The following is a 14660-nucleotide window of genomic DNA, read 5'->3' as shown; positions in this document are numbered from 1 at the left end:
GTGAAACTCCCAACAAGATTTGTGTGCCCGCCCTACGTTTGCGGCGGGCCTGGATTGTTACTTGCCCGACTTGACCTTGGTCCAGCTGCGGGTCATCAAACGTTGCACCTTGGGTGGCAACTCACTGTTGACGAACATCTTGTCCAGCACTTCCTGCGGTGGGTAAACCGCGGCGTCAGTCCTCACGGCCTGGTCCATCAGGTCGCCAGCCTTGGGGTTCGGGTTGGCGTAACCGACGTAATCACTGACCTGGGCGATAACCTCAGGTTTCAGCAAATAGTTGATGAAGGCGTGGGCCTCCTTGACGTTCTTGGCGTCCTTGGGAATCGCCAGCACGTCGAACCAGAGGTTGCCGCCTTCCTTGGGAATCGCGTAGGCCAGTTTCACGCCCTTCTTTGCCTCTTCGGCACGGGCCTTGGCCTGGAATACATCACCCGAGAAACCTGCCGCGACGCAGATGTCGCCGTTGGCCAGGTCGGTGATGTATTTGGACGAGTGGAAGTAGGTCACGTACGGGCGTACCGCCAGCAGCTTCTTCTCGGCCTTTGCATAATCCTTGGGGTCGGTGCTGTTGGGGTTCAGCCCCATGTAGTTGAGCACCGCCGGAAGCATCTCGTCGGCCGAGTCGAGGAACGCCACACCGCACTTGGAGAGCTTCTTCATGTTCTCGGGCTCGAACAGCACAGCCCAGGAATCGATGGTGTCCACGCCCAGCGCCGCCTTTACCTTCTCGACGTTGTAGCCGATGCCATTGGTGCCCCACAGGTAAGGCACGGCGTATAAGTTACCCGGGTCGTTCTTTTCCAGGCGCTTCATCAACGCCGGGTCCAGGTTGGAATAGTTGGGCAGCAGGCTCTTGTCGAGCTTCTGGAACGCGCCCGCCTTGATCTGCTTGCCAAGAAAATGGTTGGACGGCACCACCACGTCATAGCCGGTGTTGCCCGCCAGCAGTTTGCCTTCCAGGGTTTCGTTGGAGTCGAACACATCCTGCACGGGCTTGATGCCCGTTGCTTTCTCGAAGTCCGCGAGTGTGGTCGGGCCGATGTAGTCGGACCAGTTGTAGAGATGCACCGTAGGCGCCGCTTGGACGCTGCATGCCAGCGTCAGGCCCGCTCCAGCCAACAAGGCTTTGCGCAATACAGAAATAGACAAGTGGGTGGTCCTCAAATCAGTGCCTTGGTAACGGCGCAATGCTGCCGCGCACGCAAAACCGGCGCGCAACTTACCTTCGCAGCTTCGATGCCGCAATCATCAATTGCCATTCATTGCCTCTGGGCCGAAAAACCCCGGCCCAGAGGTGCTGCATCGGGCTTATTTACCCGACTTGATCTTGGTCCAGCTGCGGGTGATGAGGCGCTGGGCAGACGCTTCCGGCGCGGCGATCGCGTACAGGTGCTTCTTCACATCGGCAGGCGGATAGATGCTTGGGTCGCTGGTGATGTCCTTGTCCACGAACGGCGTGGCCGCCGCGTTGCCATTCGGGAAGCGCACGGCGTTGGTGATCTCGGCCATGACTTCTGGCTGCATCAGGAAGTCCATGAACTTGTAGGCGGCTTCCTTGTGCTCGGCATCCTTCGGAATGGCGACCATGTCGTAGAAGGTACCTGCGCCCTCTTTCGGAATGATGTACTCGACCTTGACCTTGTCGCCGGCTTCGTGAGCACGCGCCTTGGACTGCTCCAGGTCACCCGAGTAGCCGACGGCCACACAGATGTTGCCGTTGGCCATGTCGCCGATGTACTTGGAGGAGTGGAAGTAGGTGATCGACGGACGAATCTTCAGGAACAGGTCCTCGGCCGCCTTCAGGTCTTCCTTGGTGGTGCTGTTGGTCGGCTTGCCCAGGTAGTGCAGCGCGGCCGGGATCATCTCGGTCGGTGCATCGAGGAAGCTTACGCCGCAGCTTTTGAGCTTGGCGATGTTCTCAGGCTTGAACACGGTATCCCACGAGTCGATCTTGTCCACACCCAGTGCAGCTTTGACCTTTTCCGGGTTGTAGCCGATGCCGATCGAGCCCCACATGTAGGGGAAGGCATGCTTGTTGCCCTGGTCGCTGGCATCACCGACGGCCTTTAGCAGGTCTTCGTCGAGGTTCTTCCAGTTCGGCAGTTTGGAGCGGTCCAGCTCCTCGTAGACGCCGGCTTTGATCTGCTTGGCCAGGAAGTTGTTGGACGGCACGACGATGTCATAGCCGGACTTGCCTGCCAGCAGCTTGGCTTCCAGGGTTTCGTTGCTGTCGAAGACGTCGTATTTGACCTTGATGCCGGTCTGCTTCTCAAACTTCGCGATGGTGTCCGGAGCGATGTAGTCCGACCAGTTGTAGACGTTCAGCACCTTGTCTTCAGCCTGTACAGCGGTGGCCATGGCACCCATCAGGGCGGCGGCCAGCAACGTCTTGCCCATTTTCTTCATGCGTCATGCTCCAGAATTTTTATTTAGCCATCTGTTCAGCAGCCAGGACCTACGGTGCAGAGCGCCGGGCGACTGGAACAGCCGCTAGTCTGGCAAGTTACAAGGCGCTGTTTCAAGGAAAGCAGCCCCTTGTAACGACTTAATGTCACATCGCTAGCCTAGCAGGCGCTCAACGGATCGCTTCGAGGGTCAGGTCCAGGCACTTGCGCGCCTTTGCCACCAGCTCGTCGACCTCCGCATGGGTGATCACCAAAGGGGGTGCAATGATCATGGTGTCGCCCACCGCGCGCATGATCAGGCCGTTGTCGAAGCAGAAGTTGCGGCACACCATGCCCACCCCTTTGCCTTCGTAACGGCTGCGCGTGGCCTTGTCCTTGACCAGCTCGATCGCACCGAGCAGGCCCAGGCCGCGTACCTCGCCCACCAGCGGGTGGTCCTGCAGCTCACGCAAACGTTTTTGCAAGTACGGTGCCACTTCCGTGCGCGCCTTCTCGACAATCTTTTCGTCGCGCAGAATGCGCAGGTTTTCCAGACCTACCGCGGCCGCTACCGGGTGGCCGGAATAGGTGAAGCCGTGGTTGAAATCGCCGCCCTCGCTCAGCACCTTGGCTACCGTGTCACGCACGATCACACCGCCCATAGGGATGTAACCGGAGGTAAGCCCCTTGGCGATGGTCATCAGGTCGGGCTTGAGGTCGTAATAGTCGGAGCCGAACCATTCGCCGGTACGGCCGAAACCGCAGATCACTTCGTCGGCGACGAACAGGATGTCGTACTTGGCGAGGATCTCCTTGACCTTTGGCCAGTAGGTTTCTGGCGGAATGATCACCCCGCCGGCGCCCTGGATGGGCTCGGCGATGAAGGCGGCGACATTGTCCTCGCCCACTTCCAGGATCTTCTTCTCCAGTTGCTCCGCTGCCCACACACCGAACGCGTCCGGAGTCATGTCACCGCCTTCACCGTACCAGTACGGCTGCGCAATGTGCACGATGCCGGGGATCGGCAGGCCGCCCTGTTCATGCATGCCGCTCATGCCGCCCAGGCTGGCACCGGCGACGGTGGAACCATGGTAGCCATTGATCCGGCCGATGATGGTCTGCTTCTGCGGCTTGCCCTTGAGCGCCCAGTAGTGGCGGACCATCCGCAATACGGTGTCGTTACCTTCGGAGCCGGAGCCGGTGAAGAACACGTGGGTCATGCCCTGCGGCGCCACCTCGGTGATGGCCTTGGCCAGCTCCAGCGCAGGCGGGTGGGCGGTCTGGAAGAACAGGTTGTAGTACGGCAGTTCGCGCATCTGCTTTTGCGCGGCCTGCACCAGTTCTTCACGGCCGTAACCGACCGCAACGCACCACAGGCCGGCCATGCCGTCGAGGATCTTGTGCCCCTCGCTGTCCCACAAATGCACGCCCTGCGCCTTGGTGATGATGCGCGGCCCCTTCTCCTTCAGCTGCTTGTAGTCACTGAAAGGTGCAAGGTGGTGCTCGCCGCTCAGGGTTTGCCATTCACGGGTTTGCGGGTTGTTGACGCTCATGTGCTTCTCCATGGTCCGGTGGCCGCCGGGGGGCGGCCTCAGGGTTGATCACACAGCAAATAGCAGGAACTCACGCTCCCAGGAGCTGATGACACGCTTGAAGTTCTCATGCTCGGCGCGTTTGGTGGCGACGTAGCCGGTGATGAATTTCTTGCCCAGGTACTGGGTCAGCGCGCGGCTGACCTCCATGCGCTCCAGGGCATCTTCGATGGTCAGTGGCAGGCGCAGGTTGCGCCGTTCGTAGCCGCGGCCCTGCACCGGCGCGCTGGCGGCAATGCCTTCGACCATGCCGATGTAGCCGCACAGCAAACTGGCGGCGATGGCCAGGTACGGGTTGGCGTCGGCGCCTGGCAGGCGGTTCTCGACACGGCGGTTCTGCGGGCCGGCGTCCGGCACGCGCAGGCCGACGGTGCGGTTCTCTTCACCCCACTCGACGTTCACCGGTGCCGAGGTGTCAGGCAGGAAGCGGCGGAACGAGTTGACGTTGGGGGCGAACAGCGGCAGCGCTTCGGGGATGAACTTCTGCAGGCCACCGATGTGGTACAGGAACAGCTCACTCATGCTGCCGTCTTCGTTACTGAAGATGTTCTTGCCGGTGACCGCATCGACCACGCTCTGGTGCAGGTGCATGGCACTCCCCGGCTCGCCGGTCATGGGCTTGGCCATGAAGGTGGCGGCCACGTTGTGCTTGAGCGCGGCCTCGCGCATGGTGCGCTTGAACACCAGAATCTGGTCGGCCAGATGCAGGGCATCGCCGTGACGGAAGTTGATTTCCATCTGCGCGGTGCCGTCTTCGTGGATCAGCGTGTCGAGGTCCAGCTGCTGCAGTTCGCACCAGTCGTAGACGTCCTCGAACAGCGGGTCGAATTCGTTGGCGGCCTCGATCGAGAAGGACTGCCGGCCGGTTTCCGGGCGGCCCGAGCGGCCTACCGGCGGTTGCAGCGGAAAGTCTGGGTCTTCGCTGCGCTTGGTCAGGTAGAACTCCATCTCGGGGGCGACGATCGGCTGCCAGCCCTTGTCGGCGTAGAGCTTGAGCACTTTCTTCAAGACGTTGCGCGGTGACAGCTCGACCGGGTTGCCCTTCTTGTCGTAGGTGTCGTGAATGACCTGGGCGGTCGGCTCGATGGCCCATGGCACCAGGAACACGGCGTTTTCATCGGGGCGGCAGATCATGTCGATGTCGGCCGGATCGAGCAGTTCGTAATAGATGTCGTCGTCGACGTAATCGCCCGTCACGGTCTGCAGCAGCACGCTCTCGGGCAGGCGCATGCCTTTTTCGGCGATGAACTTGTTGGTCGGCGAGATCTTGCCGCGGGTGATGCCGGTCAGGTCGCTGATCAGGCATTCGACTTCGGTGATCTTGTGCTCTTTCAACCAATCGGTGAGCTGGTCGAGGTTGTTACTCATAGATACCTCAGGAGGTAATGTGGTCCGCGCATTGATTCTGGATGGAGTAGATTGCTAAAGCAAAAACCCCCATGCAGGAGCACAGTGGATACACTGGAAACACGCGTGTCCGTAATGAGTTCGAAGGGCAGGAATACAAGAAGGGAAGCGAAACGGCGCTACGAAGGGTGGTCCAGCTGGGCAAAACGTCAATTATTGCGGCCAGGGCGACCACAGCGCGATTGAGGCTTGCTGCAACGACAGGGATACCCGAGCGCACTGCACAGGCAGCGCTTTCAGGTCGCAAAAAGCGGACCATGTGACCCTCGTATTATTGTGTTCTGGGTTGAGGCCGAGCTTAGCCTTGTTCATTTTTTTACACAACACCTCCGTAAAAAATAAAACACGGCATGTCGGAGATAGCCCTTCAGCAAGGAAATAGCGGATAATGGCACGCCCCGATATGCAGCAAATCTGCCGTCGATGTGCCATTTCAGGGCATCATGGGGTTGGCTTGACATCAGTATGTCTTTTCGATTGACTGGACCTGCAAGCCCCCCTTGATTGATATTTTTAACAACAAAGGTGTTGCATCATGTCGGTACCCCCGCGTGCCGTTCAGCTTAACGAAGCGAACGCGTTCCTTAAGGAACATCCTGAGGTTCTCTACGTTGACCTTCTGATTGCAGATATGAATGGTGTGGTGCGCGGCAAGCGCATAGAGCGCACCAGCCTCCACAAGGTTTACGAGAAAGGCATCAACCTGCCTGCCTCCCTTTTCGCCCTGGACATCAACGGTTCCACCGTCGAAAGCACCGGGCTTGGCCTGGACATCGGCGATGCGGACCGTATCTGCTACCCGATCCCTGGCACCCTCTCCAACGAACCGTGGCAAAAGCGCCCAACCGCGCAATTGCTCATGACCATGCACGAACTCGAAGGCGAGCCGTTCTTCGCCGACCCGCGCGAAGTGCTGCGTCAGGTGGTGAGCAAGTTCACCGATATGGGCCTGACCATCTGCGCCGCGTTCGAGCTGGAGTTCTACCTGATCGACCAGGAAAACGTGAATGGCCGCCCGCAGCCACCACGCTCGCCGATCTCGGGCAAGCGCCCACAGTCGACCCAGGTGTACCTGATCGACGACCTCGACGAATACGCCGACTGCCTCCAGGACATCCTCGAAGGTGCCAAGGAGCAAGGCATTCCGGCCGACGCCATCGTCAAGGAAAGCGCCCCGGCGCAGTTCGAAGTCAACCTGCACCACGTGCCGGACCCGCTCAAGGCCTGCGACTATGCCGTGCTGCTCAAGCGCCTGATCAAGAACATCGCCTACGACCATGAGATGGACACCACCTTCATGGCCAAGCCCTACCCGGGCCAGGCAGGTAATGGCCTGCATGTACACATTTCCGTGCTGGACAAAGATGGTAACAACATCTTCACCAGCGAGGATCCCGAGCAGAACGCCGCGCTACGTCACGCTGTCGGCGGTGTGCTCGAGACCCTGCCCGCGTCCATGGCGTTCCTCTGCCCGAACGTCAACTCGTACCGTCGCTTTGGCGCGCAGTTCTATGTGCCGAATGCGCCGAGCTGGGGCCTGGACAACCGCACCGTGGCACTGCGTGTACCAACCGGCTCGCCGGACGCCGTACGCCTGGAGCACCGCGTGGCGGGTGCCGACGCCAACCCGTACCTGATGATGGCCGCCGTTCTGGCAGGCGTGCACCACGGCCTGACCAACAAGATCGAGCCAGGCGAGCCGATCGAAGGCAACTCGTACGAGCAGTTGGAGCAGAGCCTGCCGAACAACCTGCGTGATGCCCTGCGTGAGTTGGACGACAGCGAGATCCTGAACAAGTACATCGATCCGAAGTACATCGACATTTTTGTCGCGTGCAAGGAGAGCGAGCTGGAGGAGTTCGAGCACTCGATTTCCGACCTCGAGTACAACTGGTATCTGCACACCGTGTAAACGAAAACGCCGCCCTCCGGGGCGGCGTTTTTCATTGTGGGAGCGCAGTTGCCCGCCAAGCGGCCATCACCATCACTCAGATCGCCTTCTCGAAAATCTTCGAATTGCGCTGGTAGTTGTAGAGCGATGCCCGCGCCGCCGGCAGCCGCTCCACGCCACTGGGCGCAAAGCCACGCTCGCGGAACCAGTGGGCAGTGCGCGTGGTAAGTACGAACAGGGTATTGAGCCCCAACTGCCGCGCCCGGCTCTCGATGCGCTCGAGCAACTCATCCCCGCGCCCGCCATGGCGGTACTCCGGGTTCACCGCCAGACAGGCCAGCTCCCCGGCCTCGGAATCGGCAATCGGGTACAACGCCGCACAGGCGATGATCATGCCTTCGCGCTCGACCACACTGAACTGCTCGATCTCCCGCTCCAGCACCTCACGCGAGCGACGCACCAGGATGCCCTGCTCTTCCAGCGGGCTGATCAGTTCCAGCAAGCCCCCTACGTCCTCGATGGTCGCCTCGCGCACCACTTCGAATTGCTCCTGCGATACCAGCGTACCGCCACCCCCCCGGGTGAACAGCTCGGTCAGCAACGCGCCATCTTCGGCATAGCTGACGATATGGCTGCGCGCCACGCCGCCCTTGCACGCCTCGGCGGCAGCATCGAGCAGCTCGCCCTGGTAATCGCTGCCCAGGCGCTGCAGATGCGGGGCAACCTGCTGCGGCCGCAGTTCGCGTACCAACTTGCCATCGGCATCCAGCAGGCCCGGCTCAGCCCCGAACAGCAGCAGCTTGTCTGCGCCCAGCTCGATGGCGGCGCGGGTGGCCACGTCTTCGCAGGCCAGGTTGAAGATTTCCCCGGTGGGCGAGTAGCCCAGCGGCGACAGCAGCACGATGGAGCGCTCGTCCAGCAAGCGGCTGATACCCTTGCGATCGACCCGGCGTACTTCGCCGGTGTGGTGGTAGTCCACCCCTTCGAGCACGCCGATCGGCCGCGCCGTGACCAGGTTGCCGGACGCCACGCGCAAGCGCGAGCCCTGCATCGGCGAAGCGGCGATGTCCATCGACAGGCGCGCCTCGATGGCCAGGCGCAAGGCGCCGACAGCATCGATCACGCAATCCAGGGTGGCGGCATCGGTAATGCGCATGCCACGGTGGTAGTGCGGTGTCAGCCCACGATCAGCCAGGCGGCTTTCGATCTGCGGGCGTGAACCATGCACCAGCACCAGGCGCACGCCCAGGCTGTGCAACAGCACCAGGTCATGGACGATATTGCCGAAGTTCGGGTGTTCCACCCCATCGCCGGGGAGCATGACCACAAAGGTGCAGTCGCGATGGGCATTGATGTACGGGGAGGCATGACGTAGCCAGTTGACGTATTCGGGCATGACGGGGCCTGTGGATAAAGTGGACGGAGAACGGTGGAATCACACGGCGTTCAGGATCATCGTCGGAACAGGCTTGCGGTCACGCGCGGTCTCCTCTAGGCAAGAACGAATCAACAGGGTGGACGTTTAATGGAGGCAATAGTGCCTGATCAGGTCACGCAATAGACGCACGGTAGGCTCGATTCGTGACATTTCAAGGTATTCGCCAGGCTGGTGGGCGCAGGCTATGTCGCCAGGGCCGAGCACGATGGTCTGGCAACCGAGCTGCTGAAGATAAGGCGCTTCGGTGCCAAACGCCACCGCTTCGGCGCGATGCCCAGTCAGGCGTTCGGCGACTTGCACCAGCTCGGCATCGGCAGCCTGCTCGAACGGTGGCACCTCGGGGAACAGCGGTGCGTAATCGATGCGCACTTCATGGCGCTCGGCCACAGGGCGGAGTTTTTCACGAATGGCCGCACGCAGTTGCTCGACGTCCATGCCTGGCAAAGGCCGCAGATCGAACTCCAGCGCACATTGCCCGCAGATGCGGTTGGGGTTGTCGCCACCGTGGATGCAGCCGAAGTTCATCGTCGGCGTGGGCACGGTGAACTGTGGGTTGCGATAGGTTTCCTGCCATTGCCGGCGCAGGCCCATCAGCTCACCCATCACCGCGTGCATGGCCTCCATCGCACTGCGGCCCAGGCTTGGGTCGGAGGAATGGCCGCTACGGCCGAGAATATCGATACGGTCCATGAGGATGCCCTTGTGCATGCGGATCGGCCGCAAGCCCGTCGGCTCGCCGATAACCGCTGCACGGCCAAGCGGCTGCCCAGTCTCGGCCAGGGCGCGAGCACCGGACATCGAACTTTCTTCGTCGCAGGTGGCAAGGATCAGCAGCGGTTGCTTGAAGTCATGCTCCAGCAGTGGAAGCACCGCTTCAATGACCAGTGCGAAGAAGCCTTTCATGTCGCAGCTGCCCAGCCCTACCCAACGGCCATCGACTTCGGTGAGCTTCAGCGGGTCGCTGGCCCACAGCTGTTCGTCATACGGTACGGTATCGCTGTGCCCGGCCAGCACCAGGCCACCTGGGCCGGTGCCACGGCTGGCCAGCAGGTTGAACTTGCCTGGGCTGACCTGCTGGATATCGCAACTGAAACCCAGGTCAGCCAACCAGCCGGCCAGCAGGTCAATGACCTGACGGTTGGACTGGTCCAGCGCAGCTTGGGTGCAACTGACCGAGGGCGCGGCGATCAAGGCGGCAAACTGGTCTTTGAGCGGTGGCAACGGCATGCGCAAACTCCTCGGAAGCGTTGCCCATCATAGGGCCATCCGCCGTAAGGAATAAACCGTTGCCGGCCTAGTCCTGTAGACTGCACGGCAATCACGCCCTCCCTTCGAGCCTGCGATGCACAAAGAAACCGAACTCAAGCTTCGCGCCAGCCGCGACACCCTGGCCGCACTGCGCGAGCACCCTCTGCTGAAAAAGCGCAACAAGTCCGGCTGGCAGACCCGCGAGCTGCTCAACCAGTACTTCGACACCCCAGAGCGCGACCTTTCTGCTGCCCGTGTCGCGCTGCGCCTGCGCCGCGATGGCGAGGAGATCATCCAGACCCTGAAGTGCCGCGGCCAGAGCGTCGCCGGCCTGTCCGAGCGCAACGAATTCGAGTGGCACCTGGACAAGGTCAAGCTCGACCTGAAAAAGCTCGACGCCACCTGCTGGCCCGAGCAGCTGGCCGCGCTGGACAAGAAAACCATCAAGCCGCTGTTCACCACCGATTTCACTCGCGAGTTCGCTGAAATCGCCTGGGGCCGTGGCAAGACCAAAGTGGTGATCGAAGCCGCCCTGGACCAAGGCTTCGTCATTGCCGGCAAGCGCAAGGAAGAGATCTGCGAGCTGGAACTTGAGCTGCGCGAAGGCGACCCGCAAGCCCTGTTGGAACTGGCGGCTGAGCTGGCTGCCAGCCTGCCCCTGATGCCGTGCGACATCAGCAAGGCCGAACGCGGCTACCGCCTGCTGGAGCCGGACAGCTACGAGCTGGGCTTGCCCAGCACCGAGCTGGACGCCGAAATGGCCTTGGACGACGCCTTCACGGCCCTCGCCTGGCAGTTGCTGGGCAGCAGCCAGCGCCTGGCCGAACAGTACCGCCACAACGGCCACTGGCGCCTGTTGCAGGACTGGGTGCAGTGCCTGGCCGAACTGCGCGCACTGGTTGCCAGCCTGGGCCAGGCCGCGCCACGGGCAACGACCCGCGAGCTGCGGGCCAGCCTCGATGCGCTGCTGGAAGACTGGCGCCCGCTGGTGCAGGCCGGCAACGATGACGAAGACATCCGCCGCGCAGCGCCTGAGCAGTTCCTGGAAGAGCTCGAGGATGTACGCTGGGGCCAGTTCTCTCTGGAGACTTCGCGCTGGCTGCTCGCCCGCGCCTGGACCGCAGAGCGCAAGGGCCGTGGCGAGCGCCAGGGCAAGGCACAGCTGGCCAGTTGGTTGGCTCACCTGCTGGCCGAAGAGGGCCGCGCGCTGAAGTTGCCACTTTACACCCAGCGCCCGGAAGACCTGGCTGAACAACTGCCGCGCATCGAGCAGTTGCTGGCCTGGCTGCACCATGCGCGCCAGGTCCTCGAAGCGCCGCAGATGGACCGCCTGTATGGCGACCTGAAAAAACTGCACGAGCTGGCTGAGCTGCCGCTGTCGCAAGAGCCTGGCGAGCTGCTCGAAGCCCGTGTCGAGCAGGCCCGTGCGATCGATCAGAGCCGGGGCTGGAAGCATCTGCTCAAGGCTTGAAGCGCGTCGCGGGTAAACCCGCTCCCACAGAACGGTAGTTCGGATCCTGGGGAGTGGGCTTGCCCGCGAATGCTTCAGCGCGCCAGTGGCAGGCTGGTGGTGGACTTGATTTCCGACAGTGCCACAATCGAATTCACCTCCTGAATTCCCGGCACGTTCGACAGCTTTTCGAAGAAGAACCGTTCATAGGCTTCAATATCCTGCGTGACGATTCGCAGCAGGAAGTCCACCGACCCCATCAGTACATAACACTCCAGCACTTCCGGAAAGCCGCGGATCGCCTCGGTAAATTCAGTGAAGTTGGAGCGACCGTGGGCGTTGAGTTTCACCTCGGCAAATATCTGAGTGTTCAGGCCGACCTTTTTGCGGTCGAGCAGGGTCACCTGCCCGCGGATCACCCCCTCTTCCTTCAAGCGCTGAATGCGCCGCCAGCACGGCGACTGCGACAGCCCGACACGCTCGGCGATCTGCGCGCTGGACAGCGAAGCGTCCTCTTGGAGCAGTTCGAGAATGCGACGGTCGTAGGCATCCAGCTCGCTGTGCATTATTGATTCTCCTATTGAATATTTTGCGAATTGATCAATTTGCAAATAGAACGAAATAACCGAATCATAGCGAAAAAATACCGCGAACAACGTGCAAGAATTTCTCCCACATTTTGCGGAGACGAGCATGAACCCACAGCCCCGTACCGACGCCTGGGCCGCCAACAATGCCCACAGCACCGTGCACTATCGCCTGCAGGCCGAGGCCGAGCCCGACAGCCTGTGCCGGGTGCTCAACCTATTCGCCCTGCAATTTCTGACTCCGCACAGCGTGCAGGTCAGCCAGCAAGATGATTGGCTGGATATCGAGGTTGGCATCGGCGGGTTGAGCTGGCACCGGGCGCAGGTGATTGCGCAGAAACTGCGTAACCTGGTGTGTGTGGGTGAAGTGAGCCTGACCAACCTGCAGCGGCTGGAATTGGCGGCTGTCTAAGCGTTTACCGGCCCCAGCAAAATCCCGAAACCCTTCAACTTCGGTAACCCTCGCCCCTCCGGCTAGCCTTGATCAGCACTCCCTCAGGCACGGATGCCAGCCATGCACACCCCCGACAACCCGGCACTCGACCTCAAGCGCGTGCTCCAGGCCTTGCTTGCAGACCAGCACCTGCAAGCCAACGACACCCTTCAAGTGCTCGAATACGCTGCTGCTCACCCCACCGGCCACCCGCTGGAGCAAATCGCCGACTGCCGCCTGGAAAACCGCCAGCAGCCCGGCCAGCCCCTGGACCTGAACTACCTCTGCCAATGGCTGGCCAACAAGGTCGGGCAACCCTTCCTGCGCATCGACCCTATGCAACTCGACCTACCCCAGGTCGCCGGCCTGATCTCACCGGCCTTTGCCCAACGTCATGGCATCCTCATCGTCGCCGCCGACGCATCCAGCATCACCGTTGCCAGCGCCCAGCCCTACCAGGATGACTGGCAGGCAGACCTGGCCCGTAGCCTGGGCCGATCCATTCGTCGCGTACTGGCCAGCCCGCTGCAGATCCGTCAGTCAGGGCAGTCGTTCCAGCGCCTGGCCCAGTCGGTAAAGGGCGCGCAACACCAGCAGTCGGCCAGCCTTGGCGAACTCGATCAGTTGCTGGAGCTGGGCAGGCACCAGGGTGAGGCCGCTGCCACCGACGCCCACATCGTGCACATCGTCGACTGGCTGTTGCAGTACGCAGTCGAGCAGCGTGCCAGCGATGTTCATCTGGAACCGCGTCGCGAGCAGGGCCGGCTGCGCTACCGCATAGACGGGCTGCTGCATACGGTTTACGCCTTCCCCGCCAGCGTGACCCTGGCTGTCGTCAGCCGCCTCAAGCATCTGGGCCGCATGGATGTAGCAGAGAAACGCCGACCGCAAGATGGTCGTGTGCAAAGTAGCCTGCCAGGGGGGCGCGAAGTGGAACTGCGCCTGTCGACCCTGCCGACCCCATTCGGCGAGAAGCTGGTGCTGCGGCTGTTCGACCCGCAGCAGTTACGTGAAGACTTCGATCATCTGGGCCTGCAAGACGAGCAGCTGGCGCAATGGCAAGCCCTGCTGCAGCGCCGCCAAGGCATGCTGCTGGTTACCGGCCCCACTGGCTCGGGCAAGACCAGCACGCTGTACGCCAGCCTCAAGCTACTGGCCACGCCGGAGGTCAACCTTTGCACCATCGAAGACCCTATCGAGCGGCTGGAGCCAGCGTTCAACCAGCTTCAGGTTCAGCCGGCCCTGGACCTGGGTTTTGCCAATGGCGTGCGCGCGTTGCTGCGCCAGGACCCTGACATCATCATGATCGGTGAAATACGTGACCGCGAAACCGCGCTGGTGGCGGTGCAGGCGGCACTGACGGGGCATCTGGTGCTATCGACCCTGCACACCAACGACAGTTGCAGCGCCATCACCCGCCTGCAGGAGCTGGGCGTGGCCAATTACCTGATCACCGCCACCCTGGGCGGGGTCATGGCTCAACGCCTGGTGCGCCTGCTGTGCGCTCAATGCCAGGGTTCGCCATCGAGCGCCAGCGGCCAACCCTGCCTGACCTGCCGGGGCACAGGCTTCCATGGCCGCACGGGCCTGTTCGAGCTGCTGATTCCAAGCGAAGGGATGCGCGACCGCATAGCGGCCGGGGCGGATGTTGCCAGCCTGCGGCACCAGGCGCGACAGGAAGGGTTACAAGACCTGCGCGGTTGCGGGGAAGCCAAAGTGGCCCGCGGTCTGACCCGCCTGGAAGAGGTGCTACGCGTCTGTGCCTGAGCAAAAAACCGTTGTTTTCAAGGAACTTGGGCCTGCCTGACAGGATCAAAGCGGGCATCATCAGCCCTCACCCTTCGAGGTGTTTCATCATGCGTCTTAAAACCGCCATCGCAGCCGCTGCCCTGCTGTCGCTGCCTATTGGCTCCGCCATGGCCGATACCTTCTGGCGCAATGTGCTTTCTTCCGGCGCAACCACCGGGTCCACCTACCTGACGTCCAGGGACCACAAGCTGGTGCTCGCGGCGCAGGAGGATGCGGGCAGCTTCGTGGCCAGCGACGGCGCCATTCGTGGGCCGTTCCTGGAGTCCGCGATGCGCCAGGTGCGGGCTGAGCACCCCGGCCTGCAAGCCAGCGACATGGAATTGGCCAACGCCATCCTGGCCAGAAATGCAGTAACCGAATAACCGCGTCGTGCTTTTCGCGGGTAAACCCGCTCCCATAGGGATCGCACCGCGCTGCC

Annotated in this window: 12 protein-coding genes; 5 read left to right on the top strand and 7 right to left on the bottom strand. The window is 61.8% G+C overall.

Annotation, left to right across the window (positions count from 1 at the left end):
- Positions 1-57 precede the first annotated feature (57 nt).
- The 4 genes from APH34_RS19245 to APH34_RS19230 all read right to left on the bottom strand — a co-directional run bounded on the left by APH34_RS19245 (position 58) and on the right by APH34_RS19230 (position 5347).
- Positions 58-1152, bottom strand: coding sequence for a polyamine ABC transporter substrate-binding protein (locus APH34_RS19245; RefSeq protein WP_054902487.1), 1095 nt, complete (start codon positions 1150-1152; stop codon positions 58-60).
- Positions 1153-1311: 159 nt separating this feature from the next.
- Positions 1312-2409, bottom strand: a complete 1098-nt coding sequence (locus APH34_RS19240) for a polyamine ABC transporter substrate-binding protein (protein ID WP_054902486.1) — start codon at positions 2407-2409, stop codon at positions 1312-1314.
- Positions 2410-2578: 169 nt separating this feature from the next.
- Positions 2579-3940 carry an aspartate aminotransferase family protein gene (locus APH34_RS19235; RefSeq protein WP_054902485.1) on the bottom strand — a complete coding sequence of 454 codons (1362 nt, stop codon included), beginning with the start codon at positions 3938-3940 and terminating at the stop codon, positions 2579-2581.
- A gap of 48 nt (positions 3941-3988) precedes the next feature.
- Positions 3989-5347, bottom strand: a complete 1359-nt coding sequence (locus APH34_RS19230) for a glutamine synthetase family protein (RefSeq protein WP_054902484.1) — start codon at positions 5345-5347, stop codon at positions 3989-3991.
- Positions 5348-5921: 574 nt separating this feature from the next.
- Between APH34_RS19230 and APH34_RS19225 the strand changes: the two genes are divergently transcribed.
- On the top strand, positions 5922-7298 hold the full coding sequence (locus APH34_RS19225; RefSeq protein ID WP_054902483.1) for a glutamine synthetase family protein: 1377 nt from the start codon (positions 5922-5924) through the stop codon (positions 7296-7298).
- Between the two features lie 76 nt (positions 7299-7374).
- On the opposite strand, the gene argA is transcribed toward APH34_RS19225, so the two are convergent.
- Positions 7375-8673: an amino-acid N-acetyltransferase gene (argA, locus tag APH34_RS19220; RefSeq protein ID WP_054902482.1), complete on the bottom strand. Its 1299-nt coding sequence runs from the start codon at positions 8671-8673 to the stop codon at positions 7375-7377.
- A 126-nt stretch (positions 8674-8799) separates the two neighbouring features.
- Complete coding sequence (argE, locus tag APH34_RS19215) at positions 8800-9942, bottom strand: acetylornithine deacetylase (RefSeq protein ID WP_054902481.1); 1143 nt, start codon at positions 9940-9942, stop codon at positions 8800-8802.
- Positions 9943-10057: 115 nt separating this feature from the next.
- Here argE and APH34_RS19210 point away from each other — a divergent pair, with 115 nt between their 5' ends.
- Entirely contained in the window at positions 10058-11434 is a 1377-nt protein-coding gene (locus APH34_RS19210; protein WP_054902480.1) for an inorganic triphosphatase, read from the top strand.
- Between the two features lie 74 nt (positions 11435-11508).
- On the opposite strand, the gene APH34_RS19205 is transcribed toward APH34_RS19210, so the two are convergent.
- Positions 11509-11979, bottom strand: coding sequence for an Lrp/AsnC family transcriptional regulator (locus tag APH34_RS19205; protein ID WP_054902479.1), 471 nt, complete (start codon positions 11977-11979; stop codon positions 11509-11511).
- Positions 11980-12106: 127 nt separating this feature from the next.
- Between APH34_RS19205 and APH34_RS19200 the strand changes: the two genes are divergently transcribed.
- The 3 genes from APH34_RS19200 to APH34_RS19190 all read left to right on the top strand — a co-directional run bounded on the left by APH34_RS19200 (position 12107) and on the right by APH34_RS19190 (position 14604).
- Positions 12107-12412 carry a hypothetical protein gene (locus APH34_RS19200; RefSeq protein WP_054902478.1) on the top strand — a complete coding sequence of 102 codons (306 nt, stop codon included), beginning with the start codon at positions 12107-12109 and terminating at the stop codon, positions 12410-12412.
- 102 nt (positions 12413-12514) lie between these two features.
- Complete coding sequence (locus APH34_RS19195; protein WP_054902477.1) at positions 12515-14200, top strand: GspE/PulE family protein; 1686 nt, start codon at positions 12515-12517, stop codon at positions 14198-14200.
- Between the two features lie 89 nt (positions 14201-14289).
- Positions 14290-14604, top strand: a complete 315-nt coding sequence (locus tag APH34_RS19190; protein ID WP_054902476.1) for a DUF2388 domain-containing protein — start codon at positions 14290-14292, stop codon at positions 14602-14604.
- The last annotated feature ends 56 nt before the right edge of the window (positions 14605-14660 follow it).

Origin of the sequence: Pseudomonas sp. NBRC 111131 (assembly GCF_001320525.1) — a bacterium.
In the GTDB taxonomy this organism is placed as follows: Bacteria; Pseudomonadota; Gammaproteobacteria; order Pseudomonadales; family Pseudomonadaceae; genus Aquipseudomonas; species Aquipseudomonas ceruminis.
The sequence above is the reverse complement of the archived record's forward strand: the minus strand, read 5'-3'. Positions and strand labels throughout refer to the sequence as shown.

Coding starts and splice junctions, on each gene's coding strand:
- APH34_RS19240 (WP_054902486.1), bottom strand. CDS start 2,409: ATGAAGAAAATGGGCAAGACGTTGCTGGCCGCCGCCCTGATGGGTGCC.
- APH34_RS19235 (WP_054902485.1), bottom strand. CDS start 3,940: ATGAGCGTCAACAACCCGCAAACCCGTGAATGGCAAACCCTGAGCGGC.
- APH34_RS19230 (WP_054902484.1), bottom strand. CDS start 5,347: ATGAGTAACAACCTCGACCAGCTCACCGATTGGTTGAAAGAGCACAAG.
- APH34_RS19225 (WP_054902483.1), top strand. CDS start 5,922: ATGTCGGTACCCCCGCGTGCCGTTCAGCTTAACGAAGCGAACGCGTTC.
- argA (WP_054902482.1), bottom strand. CDS start 8,673: ATGCCCGAATACGTCAACTGGCTACGTCATGCCTCCCCGTACATCAAT.
- argE (WP_054902481.1), bottom strand. CDS start 9,942: ATGCCGTTGCCACCGCTCAAAGACCAGTTTGCCGCCTTGATCGCCGCG.
- APH34_RS19210 (WP_054902480.1), top strand. CDS start 10,058: ATGCACAAAGAAACCGAACTCAAGCTTCGCGCCAGCCGCGACACCCTG.
- APH34_RS19205 (WP_054902479.1), bottom strand. CDS start 11,979: ATGCACAGCGAGCTGGATGCCTACGACCGTCGCATTCTCGAACTGCTC.
- APH34_RS19200 (WP_054902478.1), top strand. CDS start 12,107: ATGAACCCACAGCCCCGTACCGACGCCTGGGCCGCCAACAATGCCCAC.
- APH34_RS19195 (WP_054902477.1), top strand. CDS start 12,515: ATGCACACCCCCGACAACCCGGCACTCGACCTCAAGCGCGTGCTCCAG.
- APH34_RS19190 (WP_054902476.1), top strand. CDS start 14,290: ATGCGTCTTAAAACCGCCATCGCAGCCGCTGCCCTGCTGTCGCTGCCT.